Origin of the sequence: Pseudomonas sp. nanlin1 (assembly GCF_045571515.1) — a bacterium.
In the GTDB taxonomy this organism is placed as follows: Bacteria; Pseudomonadota; Gammaproteobacteria; order Pseudomonadales; family Pseudomonadaceae; genus Aquipseudomonas.
Genome location: NZ_CP124218.1, coordinates 3,228,906 through 3,248,625 on the forward strand (window position 1 = coordinate 3,228,906; position 19,720 = coordinate 3,248,625).

Consider the following 19,720-nt stretch of genomic DNA (forward strand, 5'->3'; position numbering starts at 1 on the left):
CAGTAATGCGTGGTGCGGGTAAAAGTCGTCAGCCCGACACTTTTGTATAAATGGCTGTATCTGTAGTTCCGTCTACGGACGGTCGTTGACAGCGTCGTACTTTAGGATACGATGGCGTCAAGTGTCATTGTGCCACTGCGCCAACCCCCCATTTTACGCGGCCTCTCACCTGAACTCAGCAGCTGAGCTCTATCAGTGGCGGGCGTCGCGGAATTATCGTGTGAAATAAGGTCCAACCATTCAGGCCAACTGGCCAGGCGGGCCTATTACCCGTTACTTTTAACTCAGGACGTTACAACATGAACTTAGGCGGCGTATTAATCCCGTGCATTATTTCCGGTGGTGCAGGCACTCGCTTGTGGCCGGTCTCGCGTCAAAACATGCCTAAGCCTTTCATTCGCCTGGCCGATGATCAAAGCCTACTGCAAAAGACTTTCCTGCGTGCCAGCCATCTGCCCGATGTCAGCACCATCCTCACGGTGACCAACCGTGAACTGGTGTTCCGTACGTTGGACGACTACCGCAGCATCAACAAGGCGCGCATGGGCCTGGAGCTGCTGCTGGAGCCTTTCGGCCGCAACACCGCTGCAGCTATCGCGGTCGCGGCTTTGCACGTGCAAGAGTCCCACGGCGATACGGCGCAGTTGCTGGTGTTGCCCGCAGACCACCTGATCAGCGACGAGCGTTCATTCGCCAGCGCCGTGCGTCAGGCCCGCGCTCTGGCCAACGATGGCTACCTGGTCACCTTCGGCATCGAACCTGAGCACGCCGAAACCGGCTTTGGCTACATCGAAAAAGGCGACAGCCTGGGCGAAAATTTCCGCGTCGCGCGCTTCGTTGAAAAACCCGACGCCGCTACTGCGCAAGGCTACATCGACGGCGGCCGGCACCTGTGGAACGCCGGCATGTTCTGCTTCCAGGTTGGCGTTCTGCTGCGCGAGATGGCCGCTTACGCGCCCGAAGTGCTGGCAGCCGCCAAGGCCAGCCTGGAAACTGGCGAAGAAATGCACAACAAGCATTGCCGCCAGCGTGAGCTGGGCGCCGATGCATTTGGCCAATCCCCGGATATTTCCATCGACTTCGCCCTGATGGAGCGTTCCGAGAACGTTGCCGTGGTGCCGTGCAAGATCGGTTGGAGCGATATCGGCACCTGGGAGGCGTTCCGCCAACTGACCCAAGCCGATGCCAATGGCAACCAGATCGTCAGCGGTGAAGCGGTTCTGCATGAAGTCACCGACTGCTACTTCGACGTGCCCAAGCGCGTGCTCGGTGCCGTAGGCCTGCATAACCTGATCGTGATCGATACCCCGGACGCGCTGTTGATCGCCGATTCGGCGCGCAGCCAGGACGTACGTTTTATCGTCAAGGAACTGCAGCGCCTGGAGCACCCGGCCGTTAGCCTGCACCGCACCGTGATGCGCCCTTGGGGCACCTACACCGTGTTGGAAGAAAGCGACCGCTACAAGATCAAGCGCATCGTGGTCAAACCTCAAGGCCAGTTGTCGTTGCAGATGCACCATCACCGCAGCGAGCACTGGATCGTCGTCAGCGGCGCGGCCGTGATCACCAACGGCGATCGCGAGATCTTCCTCAACAGCAACGAGTCCACCTACATTCCCGCTGGCCATCAGCACCGTTTGAGCAACCCAGGCAAAATCGACCTGGTGATGATCGAAGTGCAGAGCGGCGAATACTTGGGTGAAGACGATATCGTGCGCTTTGACGATATCTACGGCCGTGCGCCTGAGTTGAAATAAGCGCTACTTGCTGGGTTCTGTTCGTAAAGTCGCCGAGCGGCGATCAGGCAAGGCAAAAACAGGCGAGGAAGCGCAGTTGACTGGTTGTCAATGAGCATTCCGATCGGACTCGCGCTCGAGCCTGTTTTTAACGCAGCATGGTCGACGCGCAGGCACTTTACGTACAGAACCTAGATCGGGGGGCAAGCCCCCGATCTGCTTTACGTCAGTTCACCTTGAAACTTCGATCAAAACTCCCCTCTACTACCAACGCCTTGGGAATCATCCCGCTGCGCAGGTAAAAATCGGCGGCATCCTGCTGCTGCGCCTCGGTCGGCGCATCCAGTGCCTGCCAACGCAACTGGCGGCGCTCGAATTGCAGGCGGGCCACTTCTTCTGGAAAACCGATGATTTTGGCCAGGGTCTGCGAATAGCTGTCCAGGTTGGCATAGCCCCAGCGTTGGGCATCCGCCAGGCGTTGCAGATAATCCTGCAAAGCGGCATGGCGGGCGGGGTCGGCCAGGGCTGCCTCAGTGGCTGCCAAGAAGCTATTGCCTGCGGTCAAGCCGCGGCCGTTGGCGATCACCCGTGCTTTATCGACAATCTCCGACTGCGCGGTGTAAGGGTCCCAGGTCGCCCAGGCGTCTACCGAGCCATTGGCCAGAGCCATTTTCGCGTCCACCGGGCCGAGAAAACGTAAGTCCACGTCTTTAGCACTCAGCCCGACCGAGTCCAAAGCGCGCAGCGCCACATAATGGCCGATGGAGCCGCGCCCGGTGGCGATGCGCTTGCCCTTGAGGTCGGCCGCCGAGTGCAACGGCGAGTCGCCGCGCACGATCACCGCCGTCCCATAGGGATCGGACTTATCCACGGCAATGGCCTTTAACTGCGCGCCAGCGGCCAGGGCGAACAGCAAGGGACCGTCACCGATGATACCGGCGTCAACCGCCTGGGCATTGAGGGCTTCGGCCAGGGGCGCCGCAGCGGCGAATTCGGACCACTCGATGCGGTAGCCAGGTAGATCGCGCAGGGCGTCGGCCGCTTCCATCTGCGCGCGCATATTGCCCTTCTGGTCGGCGATGCGCAGGGTCAAGACGGGTTCGGCATTGGCCAGCGTGGAACCGAGTAATAGGGTAGCTAACAGTACGAGCGCCTTCATCGTTGGGCCTGCGCATTGCCAGGGGTCGGTTGCAGCGCCGAGGCGAAAGAGTCATCGAACAAGCTGGCCGCCGAATAACTTTTGATCAGCCCCAGCCCACTGAAAAAATCCACCGTCTGCTGAGCTTGGCCGATGGCTTGGGCGTTCACTGGGCCCAAGTCGGTGGCCGACCGGGCAAACCAGCGTTGCGCCACATCCGCATCCGCACGGGTTAACTTAGCCCAGGCCTGGGCGTACTGCGCCGTGTGCGCCGGGTCGCGCGCGGCCCACTCCCGTGCGGTGCGCAAGCGCTGGAGAAAGTCCGCGATGATTGCCCGCTTGTCGGTCAGGGCCTTGGTGTTGGCGACCACGAACGCCTGGGCTGGGATCAAGCCTTTGGCGGTGGTCAATACCCGGGCGCCCTGGCGTTCCAGTTGGGTGACATAGGGTTCCCAGGTGGCGATCACATCCACCGAGCCGCCTTCCAGGGCATGGGAGGCATCCAGGGCGCTCAAGTAGCGCAACTCCAGGCTGTCGCGGGGCACCTTGGCCTGGTCCAGCGCGGTGAACAGCAACTGCTGACTCCAGGAGCCCTTCCAGACCGCCGCACGCTTGCCGCGCAAATCGGCCAGGGTGTGGATGGACGAATCCTTGCGCACCACAATAGCGACGCCGTCGAGGTTTTGCCGGCTCACCGCGATCACTTTGATCGGCGCACCCAAGGCGCCGAGGAACAAGGGTGGGGCATCGCCCAGCAGCCCAATGTCGAGGCTACCCACGTTGAGGGCCTCGGCCACCGGAGAGCCGGCCGTGAATTGCTTCCAGTCCAGGCTGTAGGGTAAATCGGCCAACACGCCAGCGGCTTCCATCACCGTACGGTTGTTATAGCTTTGGTCGCCCACTACCAAAGTTTCGGCGCGCGCGCCCAGGCTAAGGCTTGCGGCCAGTAAGGCGGCGGACAAGCTGAAGAGTTTCAACACGGGTCACTCCAGACGCTCAAATGAGCGGGAATCGGTGGTGCCCGGTCCGCAGGTGCGGTGGCAGGCCGGTAGCGGAAAATTCAGGCGCTTTCGCGGGCCTGGCGGTGGGCGATTTTCGCGCGGGTCAGGGGGATCAGTTCGCGGCCATAGTCACGAGCGTCCTCTAGGGGGTCGAAGCCGCGGATCAAAAAGGTCGTGACGCCCAGCTCGTAGTAGTCCAGCAAGGCATCGCTGACTTGCTCTGGGGTGCCCACCAGCGCAGTGGAGTTATGCCCGCCCCCGACCAGTTTGGCGATACCGGTCCATAGGCAACGGTCGACCCGCTCACCCTGCGCCACGGTGGCCATCAGGCGTTGCGCGCCGACGCTCTGGGGCTTGGGCGCCAGGGACGGGCCGCTGGCCTCGACGCGCTCGCGGGCGGTTTGCAAAATGCCGTCGGCACGGGCCCAGGCCTGCGCTTCGGTGGCGCCCAGGATCGGCCGGAACGACACGCTGAAACTAACCTGGCGGCCGTGGCGGGCAGCCTCGGCGCGCACCGCCTTGATGGTTTCGCGGGTCTGCTGCAACGACTCGCCCCACAGGGCGAAGACATCCGCGTGTTTGCCAGCGACGGCCAGCGCCGCCGCCGAAGAACCGCCGAAATACACCGGCAACTGCGCTTTGTGCAAAGGTTTGATGGCGCTGAACGCGGCCTGGGCTTGGTAATGCTCGCCCTGGTGGTCGAAGGGCCGCTCGGCGTTCCACACCTGCTTGAGGACGCTGAGAAATTCATCGGTGCGCGCGTAGCGTTGGTCGTGGTCGAGGTAGTCGCCGTCTTTGCGCTGCTCGGTGTCGCTGCCGCCACTGATCACGTGCACGGCCAGGCGGCCGTCGAGCAGGTGGTCAAGGCTCGCCAGTTTACGCGCGGCCAGGGTCGGCGCGACAAAGCCTGGGCGGTGCGCCAGCAGAAAGCCGATGCGCGAAGTGGCCAGGCCAGCTAGGGCGGTGACCAAGAAACCGTCCGGCTGATCGGACCAGTAGCCCACCAACAGCCGGTCGAAGCCCGCTGCTTCGTGGGCCTGGGCGAGTTCGGTGATGTAAGGCTTGTCGAAAATCGGGCCGCTAGGCGCAATGGTTTCCGATGATAGCCGGTGGCCGATCATGCCAATAAAGTTGACGGTCATGTGCTGAACTCCTGTTGCGCGGCTTACTTATAAGAAATAGGTTAAACCCTATATTTCCCTTATAAGCTAACCGCCAGGAGCTATTCTGTGAAATTCATTTTAGGAATTAGCTAATATGCATAATTCGCATTAATGGCTGATCATCCACGGCCGCCCTTGGGGTTTGCCCTTAAGGCCGTGGGGGTTTGCCGCGCTGGCGACCACGGGTTGAGTGGGGCCGCAGCAGCTACAGCCACTGGGGTGGCGGCGGCTTTCGCGGTATTGCTCGAGGTTCTTCGGTTCGTGGCGGCTGCGTTCATTGATTTCCATGCCTCGCCGGGTGTGCCCCGGCATGCACGCCAGGCCCGGTGCGGTGAGGATCACGCGGCGGGCAGCGCTGCCGCAGGCGGGGCATTGGCACGGTACATCACGCTGCGCCATGGGCCGCAGGGCGGTGAAATCGCCGCAGGTGGTGCAGTCGTATTCGTAGATCGGCATGGATGGGGCTCCTAATGGGGGTCAAGAGATCGGGGGCAAGCGGACCGCCGCCCGGCCCCCTCCTACGGCTGGTACACATTCGCGTAGGAGGGGGCTCGCCCCCGATCTTTTATCTTTTATCTTTTATGTTTATTTGTCCTGGGCAATGGGCAGGTCGATGCTGCCATCGAGGAATCGCGTTGGGCCGTTGGCATTGGGGTTGATGTCGAATTCGAAGATTTCGGTCGGCAGCCACAACGTTGCGCAGGCGTTAGGGATGTCCACTACCCCGCTGATGTGCCCCTGCACGGGCGCGGAACCGAGCAACGCGTAGCCCTGGGCCGGTGAATAGCCGAACTTGGTCAGGTAGTTGATCGCGTTGAGGCAGGCCTGCCGGTAGGCAACGTTGACGTCCAGGTAATGCTGCTTGCCCTGCTCGTCCACGGAAATACCTTCGAAGATCAGGTAGTTGTTGTAGTTCGGCACAATCGGGCTGGGTTTGAACACCGGGTTTTTGATGCCGTACTTGGCCATGCCCCCCTTGATCAACTCCACTTTCATGTGCACCCAGCCCGCCATCTCGATGGCCCCGCAAAAGGTGATCTCGCCATCGCCCTGGCTGAAATGCAGGTCGCCGACCGACAGCCCGGCGCCGTCGACGTACACCGGGAAAAACACTTTTGAACCCCGTGACAGGTCTTTGATATCGCAATTCCCGCCGTGCTCACGGGGCGGCACGGTGCGTGCGCCGGTGGCTGCGGCGCGCTCGCGGGCTTCACCCTTGAGTTTGCCCAAGTGCGCCGTGGCGGCCAGCGGCGGGTTGGCCAACGGCGGCACCCGCTGCGGGTCGGTGTCGATCAGCTCCTGCTCGCGGCGGTTCCAGTCGTCGAGCATCTTCTGATCCGGCAAGCAGCCAATCAGCCCCGGGTGGATCAAACCGGCAAAGTTCACCCCAGGAATATGCCGGGAGCTGGTAAACATTCCTTTGAAGTCCCAGATGGCTTTTTGCGCCAGGGGGAAGTGATCGGTCAGAAAGCCGCCGCCGTTCTGTTTGGAGAAAAACCCGTTGAAGCCCCACAGCGAGTCTTGGCGGGCGCCGATGTCGAGCAGTTCGACCACCAGCAAATCCCCAGGCTGGGCCCCGTGAACGCCAACCGGCCCGGACAGGTAGTGCACGGTGGAAAGGTCGACGTCGCGCACATCACTGGCGTCGTCGTTGTTCTTGATGGCGCCGGCGGTCCAGTCGTAGGTCTCCAGAATGAAGTCATCGCCCGGCTTGACCCAACAGGCCATGGGGATCTCCGGGTGCCAGCGGTTATGGATCTGCTCGTTTTCAGTGACGGGCTGGTTGAGGTCGACTTTGATCAAGGTTTCGGTCATGGCACTGCTCCTGGTGGCAAGGGGGTTAACGACTAACTGTCACACCGACAGGTAACGGCTGATGCTGGCTTCGTCGACATTGGCGCGGGTCTCCTCGACCACGAAACGGCCCTTCTCGATCACCAGAAAACGGTCGGCGATCTCCAGGGTGAACGACAACACCTGCTCGGAGACCACGATGGTCAACGCCCGCAGGTCGCGGATTTCTTTCAAGGTGCGGGCAATGTCTTTGATGATCGACGGCTGGATGCCCTCGGTGGGCTCGTCGAGCAGCAGCACCTTGGGGTTGGTCGCCAGCGCGCGGGCGATCGCCAGTTGCTGTTGCTGGCCGCCGGAAAGGTTGCCGCCTTTGCGCCCGCGCATGTCGTAGAGCACGGGAAACAGCGCATAGAGGTCTTCCGGCACCTGCCCGCGGGCGCTGCTGGGCAGGCCGGTCTGGATATTTTCCAGCACGCTCATATTGGGAAAAATCATCCGCCCCTGGGGCACGTAAGCCATGCCTCGGGCGACCCGGGCATGGGTCTCCAGGCCCGAGACCTCGACCCCGTCCACCTGGATCTGCCCGCGCCATTGGCCGAGCACCCCCATCAGGCTTTTGAACAAGGTGGTCTTGCCCATGCCGTTACGCCCCATGATGGCAACGATTTCCTGCTTGCCTACGGTGAGGTCGAGGTCGTGCAGAATCTGGCTCTGGGCGTACCCGCAGGCCAATTGACGAACGTTGAACATGGCGTGCTCCTGATCAATGGCCAAGGTAAACCTCGATGACTTTCGGATTGCTCTGCACCGCCTCCATGCTGCCTTCGGCGAGCACTTTGCCTTGATGCAGCACCGTGACTTTATGGGCGATGCTCTTGACGAACTCCATGTCATGCTCGATCACCAGTACCGAGCGGCCTTGGCTGATCCGTTTGAGCAAGTCGGCGGTCTGCACCCGCTCGCTCACGCTCATGCCGGCGACGGGCTCGTCGAGCATCAACAGGTCGGGGTCTTGCATCAGCAACATGCCGATCTCCAGCCATTGCTTCTGCCCGTGGGAGAGCAAACCGGCCTGGGCGTGCAGGCGCTCGCCGAGGAAAATCTCTGCAGCCACCTGCTCCACCCGCGCAATCACCTCGGCGTTACGTTGGAAAAACAACGCGCCGAACACACTGCGCCCGGCAGGAAACGACATTTCCAGGTTCTCGAACACCGAGAGGTTGTCGTAGATCGAAGGGTTCTGGAACTTGCGCCCCACGCCCGCACGGACGATGTCGTATTCGTGCATCTTGGTCAGCTCGCGGCCATCGAACTGGATGCTGCCACTGGTGGCGCGGGTCTTGCCGCAGATCAAGTCAAGTACCGTGGTCTTGCCCGCGCCATTAGGGCCGATCACCACACGCACCTCGTTGCGGTCGATGTATAGGTTCAAGTCATCCACGGCCTTGAACCCATCGAACGACACGGTCAGGCCCTCGATGGCCAGCACCGGTTTATTCAGCTGGAAAGCCACCGGAGAGGTCATGGCTGCACCTCCACCGAGGCATTCGGCGCCACCTTGGGCTTGGGTTTGAAGCGTGCCAGCCATTTACGCGAGTGCTTGTCCCAGACACCGGCCAGGCCATCAGGGAAATACATGACCACGGCGATAAACAGCCCGCCCATGAGGTACAGCCACAGCTCGGGAAACGACTCGGAAAAATAGGTCTTGCCGTAGTTCACCAGCAAGGCGCCGTACACCGCGCCCAGCAGCGACAGGCGCCCGCCTACCGCCGCGAAAATCACCATCTCGATGGACGGCACGATGCCCACGAACGACGGCGACATAAAGCCCACCTGCAAAGCGAACATGGCCCCGCCGATGGCGGAAAACGCTGCGGCCACGCAGTACACGAAGATTTTGAACGCGGCCACGTCGTAGCCCGAGAAGCGCACGCGCTCCTCCTTATCACGCATCGCCATCAACAGGCGGCCGAGCTTGGACGCCAGGATAAACTTGCCGAGCACAATGCAGCCCAGCAGCAATGCGGCATTGATGAAATACAACGCCAATTTGGCGCCGTCACCGCGGATGTCCCAGCCCATCAGGGTCTTCAGGTCGGTGATACCGTTGACGCCGCCGGTCAGGCCCTGCTGGCCGATGATCAATACCGTGAGGATCAGCGCGATAGCCTGGGTGACGATGGAAAAGTACACATCGCCGACCCGCCGCTTGAACATGGCCAGGCCAATCACCCCCGCCAGCAGCACCGGTACCAGTACCACCGCCACCACGGTGAAGGTGAAGCTATGGAACGGCACCCATAGCCACGGCAGCTCGGTGATCTGGTTCCAGTCCATGAAGTCCGGGATCCCCGGAGTCGACTGAATGGCCGTGCTGGTGGGGTCCGAGGCTTCGAGCTTGAGGAACATGGCCATGCAATAGCCGCCCAGGCCAAAGAAAACCCCCTGGCCCAGGCTGAGAATGCCGCCATAACCCCAGCACAGCACCAGGCCCACCGCGACAAAGGCGTAGGTCAGGTATTTACCCACCATGTTCAAGCGAAAGGCGTCCAGCACCAGGGGGAACACCAGCAGGATCAGCGCTGCCAGGATCAGCAGGCCGACGGTGCCCTGGCGCCCACCCAAGAGTCTGTCAAAAGCATTCATGCACGACCTCACTTACGGATTTTGCTGGAGAACAAGCCTTGCGGGCGCAGCATCAAGATCAGAATCACGGCCGACAGGGTCAGCACCTTGGCCATCGAACCACTCATAAAGAACTCTGAGATCGACTGGGTCTGGGCAATGGCGAACGCCGAGGCAATGGTCCCGAACAGGCTGGCGGCGCCGCCGAATACCACGGTCAAAAAGGTGTCGACGATGTACAGGGAGCCTGCCGTGGGGCCCGTGGAACCAATGGTGGTAAACGCCGCACCGGCCACCCCGGCGACACCGCAGCCCAAAGCGAATGTCATACGGTCGACCCGCCGGGTGTTGATCCCCACGGCCCGGCTCATTACCCGGTTCTGCATGGTGGCGCGCACGTGCAGGCCCCAGCGCGAACGGTAGAGCAGGACAAAAATCAGGGCGGTCATCAGCACCGTCAGGCCCATGGTGAAGACGCCATTGCGCGGGATATCGATGGCATCGGTCAGGCTGAATGAGCCCATCAACCACTCAGGCGGGGTGGCACTGACTTCCCGCGCGCCGAAGATCGAGCGAAACGCCTGTTGCATGACCAGCGACAGCCCCCAGGTGGCCAACAACGTATCCAACGGGCGGTGGTAGAGCCGGCTGATCATGACCCGCTCCACCAACCAGCCAAAGGCCCCCGCCACCACGAACGACAGCGCAATGGCGAAGAAAAAGTAGTACGGCTGCAGCGCGGGCACATACTGGGTAGTCAGGCTCGACAACAGGTAGGTGGTGTAGGCGCCGATGGTCAGGAACTCGCCATGGGCCATGTTGATGACACCCATCTGGCCAAAAATGATCGCCAGCCCCAACGCCATCAACAGCAATACGCAAAACACCGACAGCCCGTTGAAGCCTTGCATGGCCGCAATCGCGCCAAATTCCGATAGCCATTCCATCGAGAAGTCTCCGAGGGGGCGAACGAGGGTCAACCAGCGGGGGCCAGGCCCCCGCCCGTTTATCGACTACTGATAACCCTTGGGAAACGGATTGGGTTCGATCAGCTCGGACTCGTACACCACCTTGAATTGCCCGTTAGGCAAAACCTCGCCAATGCGCGTCTTGCTCCACAGGTGATGGTTTTCGTGGACCTTCACATAGCCCTCAGGCGCGGTGTTCAGCTCGATACCGGGCGATGCCGCAGCGACCTTGTCGACATCGAACGAGCCTGCCTTCTCCACCGCCGCTTTCCACAACCAGGGGCCCAGGTACGCGGCCTGAGTGACATCGCCGATGACCGAGTCTTTGCCGTAACGGGCCTTGAAAGCGGCGACGAAGGCGGCGTTGTTGGGGTTATCCAGGCTCTGGAAATACTTCATGGAAGCGAAGAAGCCCGACATGTTCTCGCCGCCGATGCCCAGCAGTTCGTCTTCGGTCACCGACAAGGTCAGCAAGGTCTGCTTGGCGCTGGTGACGCCCGCCGCCTTCATCTGCTTGTAGAACGCCACGTTGGAACCGCCCACCACGGCGGCGAAGACCACGTCGGGCTTCTTCAATTTGACTTTGTTGATCAACGAGCCGAACTGGGTATTACCCAGTGGGTAATAGTCTTCGCCGACCACTTCGCCTTTGAGCACGTTTTCGATGTGCTTGCGCGCGATTTTCATCGAAGTACGCGGCCAGATGTAGTCCGAACCGATCAGGTAAAAGGTCTTCGCGCCCTTGGTCTTGGCGATCCAGTCCAGGCTGGCGAGGATCTGTTGGGTCGCTTCCTGCCCGGTATAGATCACGTTCTTCGACTGCTCCAGGCCTTCATAGAAGGTTGGGTAGTAGAGCAGGCCGTTTTCTTTCTCGAACACCGGCAGCACGGCTTTGCGCGAGGCTGAGGTCCAGCAGCCGAACACGGCAGCGACTTTATCGCCTACCAGCAGCTTGCGAGCTTTTTCCGCGAAGGTCGGCCAGTCGGACGCACCGTCTTCTTGCACCACTTTGATCTGTCGGCCCAAGATCCCCCCGGCCGCGTTGATCTGCTCGATGGCCAGGCGCTCGGCCTGGATCGAACCGGTTTCGGAAATCGCCATGGTGCCGGTGGCCGAATGCAGCTGACCGACCGTGACCGTGGTATCGGTCACCGCTAACCCGGTGGTGTTGGCGGTATCGGCCCAAGCGGCCGAACTCAAAACACTGGCGGCGAGCAGCGACAAAGCCGCCGCGCCCAGGGTCAAGCGTTGTGGCAATAGCCGCCGCACGCCCGTTATCGAGGGTAATTGCATGGTTGCGCTCCTGGTGGGTCTGGTTTGTACCCAGCATGGCCGCGTCAGCCTGTAGCGCCCATACGCCGCATGACGTAGGCCCATACGTCATTTGACTAGGGGCGGCTTTTAGCCCTTTAAGGCATGATCACGGGCGCCCAGTAGGCAGGGCATGGATCTTGCTCTCGATGGACTTCACCCCCCTGTGCCAGGTAGCCGGCCGTGCCCCCTTCCCGCTCGCAACGCATCGTCAAGATTCGCCGTGACTACAACCGCTGGGTCGCCGACGAGACCATGGAAGATTACGCCCTGCGCTATACGCCCAAGTCGTTCCGGCGCTGGTCAGAGTTTCGCATCGCCAACACCGCCTTGGGCGGTGTGTCGTTTCTGGCCCTGGAGGCGATCGGCGGCGCCCTGGTGATGAGCTATGGCTTCACCAATACGCTGTGGGCGGTGCTGGCGATGGCTGTGGTGATTTTTATCAGCGGCTTGCCCATCAGCTACTACGCCGCGCGCTATGGCGTGGACATGGACCTGCTCTCGCGCGGCGCCGGCTTCGGTTACATCGGCTCGACCATCACTTCGCTGATCTACGCCAGCTTCACGTTCCTATTTTTCGCCCTGGAAGCGGCGATTATGGCCCTGGCCCTGGAACTGTATTTCCGTATCCCGCTGGCCCTGGCGTACGTGCTGTGCTCGGTGATCGTCATCCCGTTGGTGGCCTACGGCATCACCTTGATCAGCCGCTTGCAGATGTGGAGCCAGCCGCTGTGGCTGACCCTGTTGCTGGTGCCCTACCTGTTCGTCATCGCCAAGAACCCCCAGGCGTTCGCCGACTTGCCCAGTTTCGCCGGGCGCCTGGGGGAAGGTGGCACCTTCAACTTGCTGTATTTCGGTGCAGCCCTGAGCGTGGCGCTGTCGCTGGTGACGCAAATCGGCGAACAGGTCGACTACATTCGCTTTCTCCCGGAAAAAACCGCCGCCAACCGCAAACGCTGGTGGGCTGCGTTACTCATGGCAGGCCCGGGCTGGATTCTCCTCGGCGCGCTGAAAATGCTTGGCGGGGCCTTTCTGGCGTTCCTCGCCCTGCAACATGAAGTGCCCATGGAACGGGCCGCCGAACCCACGCAGATGTACCTGGTGGCGTTCAACTACGTGTTCGACTCGCCGCAGTGGGCGCTGGCTGCGATGGTGCTGTTTGTCATCGTGTCGCAGATCAAAATCAATCTGACCAACGCCTACGCCGGGTCCCTGGCCTGGTCGAACTTTTTCGCCCGGGTCACCCACAGCCACCCCGGCCGGGTGGTATGGGTGGTGTTTAACGTGACCATTGCCTTGATGCTGATGGAGCTGGGGGTGTTCGACGCCATCGAGCAAGTGCTGGGGCTGTACGCCAATATCGCGATCGCCTGGATCGGCGCCCTGCTGGCCGACTTGCTGATCAACAAGCCCTTGGGGCTTTCACCCCCGCACATCGAGTTCAAGCGCGCGCACTTGTACGACATCAACCCGGTCGGCGTCGGCGCCATGCTGATCGCTTCGGTGACCTCTTTCATGGCCCACTTCGGCCTGCTTGGGGCGCTGGCCCAGGCCGCGCCGCCCCTGGTGTCCCTGGGCACGGCGCTGGTGTGTGCGCCGCTGATCGCCTGGTGGACCGGCGGGCGCTTTTACATCGCCCGTAGCAGCGACAGCGGGTTGTTATTCCCCCACGGCGCGCAGAGCACACTCGTCTGCGGGCTGTGCAGCAATGCTTTCGAAACCCCCGACATGGCCTGGTGCCCAGCCTATGCCGCGCCCATCTGTTCGCTGTGCTGCTCACTGGACGCGCGCTGCGGCGACAAATGCAAACCGCGCGCACGCCTGTCGATGCAGTTCGAAGACTGCGTGGCCTGGCTACTGCCGCGTTTGCCGTTGGCCCGTTTGCACACGCGGCTGGCCCATTACCTGGCACTGCTGACGATGCTGATGCTAATGGTCTCCGGGGCATTGGCGCTGATCTACAGCCAGGTGGCCTATAACCTGGTGGACCAGTCCCCGCAGGTCCGCCACACCCTGTTCCTGGCCTTCGTCAAAGCCTTCCTGACCCTCAGCGTGTTCGCCGCGATTCTGGCCTGGTGGGTGGTGTTGACCCGGGAAAGCCGGCGCGTCGCCCAGCAGGAGTCCGACCGCCAGACCTTGCTCTTGATGCAAGAGATAGAAGCCCACGACAAGACCGACCAAGCCCTGCAAAAAGCCAAGGAAGCCAGCGAAGCCGCCAACGCCGCCAAAAGCCGCTACGTCACGGGGCTCTCCCATGAACTGCGCACGCCGCTCAACAGTATTCTGGGCTATACGCAAATCCTCCAGCGTGACGCCAATACGGCGCCGCAACAGCAAGACGCCCTGGCGACGATCCTGCGCAGCAGCCTGCACCTGCTGTCGCTGATCGACGGCTTACTCGACGTGGCCAAGATCGAAGCAGGCAAGCTGCGCCTGGAGCACTCGGAAATCGCCTTTCAGGAATTCATTCACGACCTGCAACGCATGTTTACCCCCACCGCCCAGGGCAAGGGCCTGCACTTTCATCTGGAAGTGGTCGGGCGCATGCCCGCCGTGGTGCGCGGCGACGAAAAGCGCGTACGGCAGATCCTGATCAACCTGCTCGGCAACGCGGTGAATTTCACCGACCGCGGCGAGGTGCGCCTGCGCGTCAGCTATTTGCGCGAAACTGCCTGCTTTGAAGTGATCGACACCGGGGTCGGGATCGCTGATGAGCAACTGGAACGGATTTTCCAGCCCTTCGAGCGCGGCGACCTGCAGCGCCAGGACAACGGTGTCGGCCTGGGCCTGACCATCACCCGTATGCTCACGGCCTTGATGGGTGGGGAGTTGCTGGTGAGCAGCCGGCCGGGTGAAGGCACGCGCTTTCAGGTCCGCCTGTTTCTCTCCGAAGTGCGCGTGCCCAAAGCGCTGATCCAGACTGACCACGACATCATCGGCTACGACGGCCCGCGGCGGCTGATCCTGGTGGTCGATGACCACCTCGAGCATCGCCAGGTGCTCAGCGGCATGCTCAGCCCGCTGGGCTTCGACGTCGCCCAGGCCGCCAATGGCCAGGAAGCCATCCGCCAGGTCTCGCTGCTGCACCCCGATCTGATCCTCATGGACTTGTCGATGCCCGCCATGGATGGCTGGCAGACCAGCCGCCTGATCCGCCGCAATGCCTTATCACTGGCGCCGATCATTGTCGTTTCAGCCAATGCCAACACCCATGCCGGCGAGGCCGCGCTGCATAGCGACTACCTGGCCAAACCGGTGCACTTTCAATCCCTGCTGGAGCGCCTGCAGGTGCATTTGCAACTGCAATGGCGGCGCCGCCCACGGGCGCTGGAAAGCGCAACGCCGGCGTTGATGTGCCGGCCCGAGCGCGCGCAATTGCAAGCCCTCGAAGAGCTCTGCGCACTGGGCTACGTGCGCGGCGTACAGGCCAAGTTCGATGAAATCGAACGAGCCAACCCCGCCACCGCCGCCTACCTGGCTGAGCTGAGGGCGTTGGCCAAAGGCTTTCAATTAGATGAAGTCAGCTTAAAACTCAAGGAGGCCCTGCATGTACCCACTGACACCCTCGGTTGAGCCGGGCGTGATCCTGATCGTCGACGACACCCCGGATAACCTGGCGCTGCTGTCGGACGCCCTGGATGAGGCCGGCTACATGGTGCTGGTGGCGCTCGATGGCCACAGCGCCCTGAACCGCATTCAGCGGCGGCGCCCCGACCTGATTCTGCTCGATGCCATGATGCCCGGCCTGGACGGCTTCGAAACTTGTCGGCAGATCAAGGCGCAGCCCCACGGGGCTGATATCCCGATCCTGTTCATGACCGCTCTGACCGACAGCGAGCACGTGGTCAAAGGCTTCGAAGCCGGGGCCATCGATTACGTCACCAAACCGATTCAATGTGCCGAAGTGCTCGCCCGGGTGGCCTCGCACTTGCGTACCGCGCGCATCTTGCAGGCCGCCAGGGTCGCCGAGCACGGCGCCAAGCCGGGTTTCGATAACCAGCGCCTGGCTAGCCGCTATCAGCTCACCGAACGTGAGATCGAAGTACTGCGCTGGGTCGCGTGCGGCAAGACCAACAAGGATATCGCCGATATCCTCGGCCTGAGCCCGCGTACGGTGAACAAGCATTTGGAGCATATCTACGTGAAGCTCGGAGTCGAGACCCGGGCCGCCGCGACCTCGGTTGCGCTGGTTGCCCTATAGCGCCAGGTGGCTCACCAACTGCGGCAGTACGCTCTCGCATGAGGCCGAGACTTTAAGGTGCAATAACCCGTCAGCGCGGGTGCGCCCCAGGTTGATCGCCAGCAGCGGCTTGCCGTGGCGCGACATCTCCTGGCACAGGCGAAAGCTCGAATAGGCCATCAGCGAAGTCCCCACCACCAACATCGCTTGCGCTTGCTCGGCCGCGCGCCAGGCCGCGTCCGCGACATGCTGGGGGACGCCGCCGCCAAAAAACACCACGTCAGGTTTCAGCAGGTCACTGCCGCAGCTCGGGCAGTGGGGCATCTTGAAACCTTCGAGAAAGGCCGCCGCCAACTGCGCGTCACCATCAGGCGCCAACACGGCGTTGACATTGAGTAGGCTCGGGTTGAGCTGATCCAGTTGGGCCTGGACCTGCGCGCGGGGCAGGCGCTGACCGCAATCGAGGCACACCACCCAATGCAGGTTGCCATGCAATTCGATCACCTCGCGGCTGCCGGCGGCCTGATGCAGGTTATCGACGTTCTGCGTGATCAGCCCCGCCACATACCCCGCAGCCTGCAGTTGCGCCAGTGCCTGATGCGCCGCATTGGGCTGTGCGCGGCTAACGCCCTGCCAGCCCACCATGGCCCGCGCCCAGTAGCGCTTACGGGTGGCGGCGCTGTTCATGAAGTCCTGATGCATGATCGGCGCATTGCCCCGGCGCACGCCGTTGACGTCCCGGTAATCAGGGATACCCGAAGGGGTGCTGATACCCGCGCCGGTCAAGACCAGCAGCGGGTGTTGGCGCACCTGTGCGCAGAGCGTTTGCAGGGCATCGGGCATGGCCATCTCGCCTCCAGAGGTTACACGCGGTTACATCCTGCGCCTTTGTCGGCCGTTGTTCCACTCGCACCGCACCAGGATTTTGGAACTTCCGCGGCCCATACCTGCCGACTCTACATAGGCTGACAGCTTTATATGACCACTTTAGAGGAGAATCTGCAGATGCCCGATGCACAAGGTAAAGTTCGCTACGCGGTGGTAGCCGGCGGTTGGATATCCCAAGGCGCCTTTATGCCAGGCGTTGACCAAACCGATAATTCGGTTATGACCGCCCTGGTCACCGGTGACCCCGTCAAGGCCGACAAACTGGCCGAACTCTATGACCTGAAAAGCTACCACTACGACGAGTTTCCTAAGCTGCTGGCGTCAGGTGAGATCGACGCGATCTACCTGGCCACGCCCAACTTTCGCCACCGTGAATTCGCGGTGCCTGCACTGGAGGCTGGCATCCATGTGTTGCTGGAAAAACCCATGGCCACCAGCGAGGAGGACTGCCAGGCGATTAACGCGGCGGCACAACGCTCTGGCGCCAAGCTGATGATCGCCTACCGCTTGCACTGCGAGCCCGGCACCGTAGAAATGGTGCAACGGGTGCGCCGCGGCGACATTGGCGACCCGCGCCTGTTCACTGCCACCTTCAGCCAATGCACTGACCCGGCCAACCACCGCATGCACAGTGGCTACTGGGCCGGCCCTGCCACCGACATGGGGCCCTACCCGCTCAACGCAGTGCGCAACCTGTTTCTCAGTGAGCCGCTGGAAGTCCACGCCGTGGCCGCGCAAACCCCTGGACGGCCGATCAATACACCGGACACGGTAACCGTGACCCTGCGCTTCGCAGAAGAACGCATGGCGGTGTTTACCGTCAGTTACAGCCTGCCCGCCAGCGAACGCTTTCAGCTGCTGGGCAGCAAGGGTGAGTTCGAAGCCTCGCCATGCTTTGGCTTCGGCGAAGGGGTGGGCATCGCTTACCGCGCCACCATCGACGGCGACACCCAGGAGCACCGCCACCCGGTGGTCGACCATTTTGGCGGTGAGACCCAGTATTTCTCCGAGTGCATCCTCAAGGGTACAGCGGTGGAACCCGACGGCGACGAGGGCTGGCGCGATGTGCGGGTGCTAGCTGCGATCGAACGTTCGTTGCAAACCGGCGAGGTGCAGCACCTGGAACCTCTGCCAGCCCGCGCGGGCATCCAGCCCGACCAGGCGCGCCGCCTGCCGTTGGCCAAGGTGCCGGAGTATATCAATACCGACGAGCCTAACTGATTAGGCCCCTGCCGCGAGCCCCCCACTCGCGGCAGTTTTTTTACCGGCAAAATCCAATTGAACCCCTACCCCATCGCCACTGACCAATCTTTTAACCAGCGCCCATAGAGGTGCGACTCTAACGACCTGATGAAGAGGCCTTGCGCCATGTCCCCGAACCGCCCCGAGTACGAAGACGCCTGCGCTACCGCCCAGCGACCCGCCCATGCATCGGCCAGCCAGCCGCTGACCCTCAAGGTCAACGGCAAACTCACCACTGTGGATGTCGACCCGCGCACCACTCTGTTGGACGTGCTGCGCGAGCGCCTGGCATTGACCGGCACCAAGAAAGGCTGCGACCACGGCCAATGCGGCGCCTGCACCGTGCACGTCGATGGTCGTCGGGTCAACGCTTGCCTGAGTTTCGCGCTGATGCACGACGGTGCCGAGATCACCACCATCGAAGGCCTGGGCACTCCGGCTGACCTGCACCCGATGCAAGCCGCGTTCGTCGAGCACGACGCCTACCAGTGCGGCTACTGCACCAGCGGCCAGATCATGTCGGCGGTGGCCTTGGCCAACGAGCCCTGCGGCGGCTCCAATGCCGAGATCAAAGAAGCCATGAGCGGCAACATCTGCCGTTGCGGCGCCTACTCGAACATTCTCGCGGCTATCCAGCAGACCCGCAAAGCCTGAGGCTCGTCCCATGCAGACTTTTACCTTCCAGCGCGTCGACGACCCAGCTCAGGCTGTGCGTTTGGCCAGCGCTTCGACCAGTGCCCAACAGGGCGCCTCAGTGCGCTTCATCGCCGGCGGCACCACTCTGACCGACTTGATGAAACTGGGGGTCGAACAACCCGGCCAACTCATTGACATCAACCACCTGCCCCTCGCCGATATCCGCGCCACGCCTGAAGGTGGCTTGGAAATCGGCGCGTTGGTACGAAACAGCGACCTGGCTCAGCACGAGCAGGTCAAGCGCGACTACCCCGTACTCAGCGAGGCCTTGCTGTCAGGTGCTTCCGGGCAACTGCGCAATATGGCCAGTACCGCCGGTAACCTGCTGCAACGTACCCGCTGCATGTACTTTCGCGACAACCTCAGCGCGTGCAACAAGCGCGAGCCGGGCAGCGGCTGCGCGGCTATCGAGGGCATTCACCGCAGCCTGGCTATTCTGGGCACCAGCCAACACTGCATTGCCAGCAATCCATCGGACATGAACGTGGCCTTGGTAGCCCTGGATGCGCAAATCCGCATTCTGGGTGCAGCAGGCGAGCGAACCGTGCCGGCGACTGAGTTTTTCTTATTGCCGGGCACCACCCCTGAACGGGAAAACGTATTGCAGCCAGGTGACCTGGTCACCCACGTGGTGCTGCCGGCGCCAGTGTCGGGCGCGCACTCGGGTTACCTGAAATTGCGCGACCGGGCGTCCTATGAGTTCGCCCTGGCTTCGGCTGCGGTGGTCCTGCACATCGAAGCCGGCCAGGTGCTTGACGCCCGCGTCGCGTTGGGCGGCGTGGGCACGCGCCCGTGGCGCTCGGCCGAAGCGGAGCATGCGCTGATTGGCGCAACGGCGAACGAAGCCACCTGGCAGGCGGCCGCCAGCGCAGCGCTCGCCCATGCTCAGCCACTGCCGGGGAATGCGTTCAAAGTCGAATTGGCCAAGCGTTGCCTGGCTCACGCCCTCGCCACCGTCGCGAAAAGCGCCTGATC

At 62.1% G+C, this 19,720-nt stretch carries 17 protein-coding genes; 6 read left to right on the top strand and 11 right to left on the bottom strand.

The features are described 5' to 3' along the window. Positions 1 to 299 precede the first annotated feature (299 nt). Entirely contained in the window at positions 300 to 1,757 is a 1,458-nt protein-coding gene (locus QCL65_RS14890) for a mannose-1-phosphate guanylyltransferase/mannose-6-phosphate isomerase (protein ID WP_407309899.1), read from the top strand. 205 nt (positions 1,758 to 1,962) lie between these two features. Here QCL65_RS14890 and QCL65_RS14895 read toward each other — a convergent pair whose 3' ends face one another. The 10 genes from QCL65_RS14895 to urtA form a co-directional block, all read right to left on the bottom strand. After that, positions 1,963 to 2,895 carry an ABC transporter substrate-binding protein gene (locus QCL65_RS14895; RefSeq protein ID WP_407309901.1) on the bottom strand — a complete coding sequence of 311 codons (933 nt, stop codon included), beginning with the start codon at positions 2,893 to 2,895 and terminating at the stop codon, positions 1,963 to 1,965. Further along, positions 2,892 to 3,854 carry an ABC transporter substrate-binding protein gene (locus tag QCL65_RS14900; RefSeq protein ID WP_407309903.1) on the bottom strand — a complete coding sequence of 321 codons (963 nt, stop codon included), beginning with the start codon at positions 3,852 to 3,854 and terminating at the stop codon, positions 2,892 to 2,894. The genes QCL65_RS14895 and QCL65_RS14900 overlap by 4 nt, the downstream gene beginning before the upstream one ends. Positions 3,855 to 3,934: 80 nt before the next feature. Next, a complete protein-coding gene (locus QCL65_RS14905) occupies positions 3,935 to 5,017 on the bottom strand; it encodes an LLM class flavin-dependent oxidoreductase (RefSeq protein ID WP_407309905.1) in 1,083 nt (360 codons plus the stop codon). 129 nt (positions 5,018 to 5,146) lie between these two features. Further along, positions 5,147 to 5,494 carry an FmdB family zinc ribbon protein gene (locus QCL65_RS14910; RefSeq protein ID WP_407309907.1) on the bottom strand — a complete coding sequence of 116 codons (348 nt, stop codon included), beginning with the start codon at positions 5,492 to 5,494 and terminating at the stop codon, positions 5,147 to 5,149. A gap of 129 nt (positions 5,495 to 5,623) precedes the next feature. Continuing rightward, positions 5,624 to 6,853 (bottom strand): formamidase, encoded by a 1,230-nt coding sequence (fmdA, locus tag QCL65_RS14915; RefSeq protein ID WP_407309909.1) that lies wholly within the window; start codon positions 6,851 to 6,853, stop codon positions 5,624 to 5,626. Positions 6,854 to 6,892: 39 nt separating this feature from the next. Continuing rightward, complete coding sequence (urtE, locus tag QCL65_RS14920) at positions 6,893 to 7,582, bottom strand: urea ABC transporter ATP-binding subunit UrtE (protein WP_407309911.1); 690 nt, start codon at positions 7,580 to 7,582, stop codon at positions 6,893 to 6,895. A gap of 13 nt (positions 7,583 to 7,595) precedes the next feature. Further along, a complete protein-coding gene (urtD, locus tag QCL65_RS14925) occupies positions 7,596 to 8,357 on the bottom strand; it encodes an urea ABC transporter ATP-binding protein UrtD (protein ID WP_407309913.1) in 762 nt (253 codons plus the stop codon). Then, complete coding sequence (gene urtC, locus QCL65_RS14930) at positions 8,354 to 9,481, bottom strand: urea ABC transporter permease subunit UrtC (protein ID WP_407309915.1); 1,128 nt, start codon at positions 9,479 to 9,481, stop codon at positions 8,354 to 8,356. Before urtC ends, urtD begins: the two co-directional genes overlap by 4 nt. A gap of 8 nt (positions 9,482 to 9,489) precedes the next feature. Then, positions 9,490 to 10,407 (bottom strand): urea ABC transporter permease subunit UrtB, encoded by a 918-nt coding sequence (gene urtB, locus QCL65_RS14935; protein WP_407309917.1) that lies wholly within the window; start codon positions 10,405 to 10,407, stop codon positions 9,490 to 9,492. 66 nt (positions 10,408 to 10,473) lie between these two features. Beyond that, the gene (gene urtA, locus QCL65_RS14940) at positions 10,474 to 11,721 is read right to left on the bottom strand and encodes an urea ABC transporter substrate-binding protein (RefSeq protein WP_407309919.1); all 1,248 of its coding nucleotides are present in this window, start codon (positions 11,719 to 11,721) and stop codon (positions 10,474 to 10,476) included. Positions 11,722 to 11,922: 201 nt separating this feature from the next. Between urtA and QCL65_RS14945 the strand changes: the two genes are divergently transcribed. Together QCL65_RS14945 and QCL65_RS14950 are read left to right on the top strand one after the other, a co-directional pair. Beyond that, positions 11,923 to 15,312, top strand: coding sequence for an ATP-binding protein (locus QCL65_RS14945; RefSeq protein WP_407309921.1), 3,390 nt, complete (start codon positions 11,923 to 11,925; stop codon positions 15,310 to 15,312). Then, a complete protein-coding gene (locus tag QCL65_RS14950; protein ID WP_407309923.1) occupies positions 15,287 to 15,940 on the top strand; it encodes a response regulator in 654 nt (217 codons plus the stop codon). Before QCL65_RS14945 ends, QCL65_RS14950 begins: the two co-directional genes overlap by 26 nt. On the opposite strand, the gene QCL65_RS14955 is transcribed toward QCL65_RS14950, so the two are convergent. Beyond that, positions 15,935 to 16,762 carry an NAD-dependent protein deacetylase gene (locus tag QCL65_RS14955; RefSeq protein WP_407316866.1) on the bottom strand — a complete coding sequence of 276 codons (828 nt, stop codon included), beginning with the start codon at positions 16,760 to 16,762 and terminating at the stop codon, positions 15,935 to 15,937. The two genes, QCL65_RS14950 and QCL65_RS14955, sit on opposite strands and share 6 nt — an antisense overlap. A 162-nt stretch (positions 16,763 to 16,924) precedes the next feature. Between QCL65_RS14955 and QCL65_RS14960 the strand changes: the two genes are divergently transcribed. The 3 genes from QCL65_RS14960 to QCL65_RS14970 all read left to right on the top strand — a co-directional run bounded on the left by QCL65_RS14960 (position 16,925) and on the right by QCL65_RS14970 (position 19,718). After that, the gene (locus QCL65_RS14960) at positions 16,925 to 18,028 is read left to right on the top strand and encodes a Gfo/Idh/MocA family protein (protein WP_407309925.1); all 1,104 of its coding nucleotides are present in this window, start codon (positions 16,925 to 16,927) and stop codon (positions 18,026 to 18,028) included. Positions 18,029 to 18,175: 147 nt separating this feature from the next. Beyond that, the gene (locus tag QCL65_RS14965) at positions 18,176 to 18,703 is read left to right on the top strand and encodes a (2Fe-2S)-binding protein (RefSeq protein ID WP_407309927.1); all 528 of its coding nucleotides are present in this window, start codon (positions 18,176 to 18,178) and stop codon (positions 18,701 to 18,703) included. Between the two features lie 10 nt (positions 18,704 to 18,713). Then, complete coding sequence (locus tag QCL65_RS14970; protein ID WP_407309929.1) at positions 18,714 to 19,718, top strand: FAD binding domain-containing protein; 1,005 nt, start codon at positions 18,714 to 18,716, stop codon at positions 19,716 to 19,718. Positions 19,719 to 19,720 lie beyond the last annotated feature (2 nt).

Excerpts from the sequence above, each read along its gene's own strand:
- QCL65_RS14890 (WP_407309899.1), top strand. The coding sequence starts at position 300 with ATGAACTTAGGCGGCGTATTAATCCCGTGCATTATTTCCGGTGGTGCA.
- QCL65_RS14895 (WP_407309901.1), bottom strand. The coding sequence starts at position 2,895 with ATGAAGGCGCTCGTACTGTTAGCTACCCTATTACTCGGTTCCACGCTG.
- QCL65_RS14905 (WP_407309905.1), bottom strand. The coding sequence starts at position 5,017 with ATGACCGTCAACTTTATTGGCATGATCGGCCACCGGCTATCATCGGAA.
- QCL65_RS14910 (WP_407309907.1), bottom strand. The coding sequence starts at position 5,494 with ATGCCGATCTACGAATACGACTGCACCACCTGCGGCGATTTCACCGCC.
- fmdA (WP_407309909.1), bottom strand. The coding sequence starts at position 6,853 with ATGACCGAAACCTTGATCAAAGTCGACCTCAACCAGCCCGTCACTGAA.
- urtE (WP_407309911.1), bottom strand. The coding sequence starts at position 7,582 with ATGTTCAACGTTCGTCAATTGGCCTGCGGGTACGCCCAGAGCCAGATT.
- urtD (WP_407309913.1), bottom strand. The coding sequence starts at position 8,357 with ATGACCTCTCCGGTGGCTTTCCAGCTGAATAAACCGGTGCTGGCCATC.
- urtC (WP_407309915.1), bottom strand. The coding sequence starts at position 9,481 with ATGAATGCTTTTGACAGACTCTTGGGTGGGCGCCAGGGCACCGTCGGC.
- urtB (WP_407309917.1), bottom strand. The coding sequence starts at position 10,407 with ATGGAATGGCTATCGGAATTTGGCGCGATTGCGGCCATGCAAGGCTTC.
- urtA (WP_407309919.1), bottom strand. The coding sequence starts at position 11,721 with ATGCAATTACCCTCGATAACGGGCGTGCGGCGGCTATTGCCACAACGC.
- QCL65_RS14950 (WP_407309923.1), top strand. The coding sequence starts at position 15,287 with ATGTACCCACTGACACCCTCGGTTGAGCCGGGCGTGATCCTGATCGTC.
- QCL65_RS14955 (WP_407316866.1), bottom strand. The coding sequence starts at position 16,762 with ATGCCCGATGCCCTGCAAACGCTCTGCGCACAGGTGCGCCAACACCCG.
- QCL65_RS14960 (WP_407309925.1), top strand. The coding sequence starts at position 16,925 with ATGCCCGATGCACAAGGTAAAGTTCGCTACGCGGTGGTAGCCGGCGGT.
- QCL65_RS14965 (WP_407309927.1), top strand. The coding sequence starts at position 18,176 with ATGTCCCCGAACCGCCCCGAGTACGAAGACGCCTGCGCTACCGCCCAG.
- QCL65_RS14970 (WP_407309929.1), top strand. The coding sequence starts at position 18,714 with ATGCAGACTTTTACCTTCCAGCGCGTCGACGACCCAGCTCAGGCTGTG.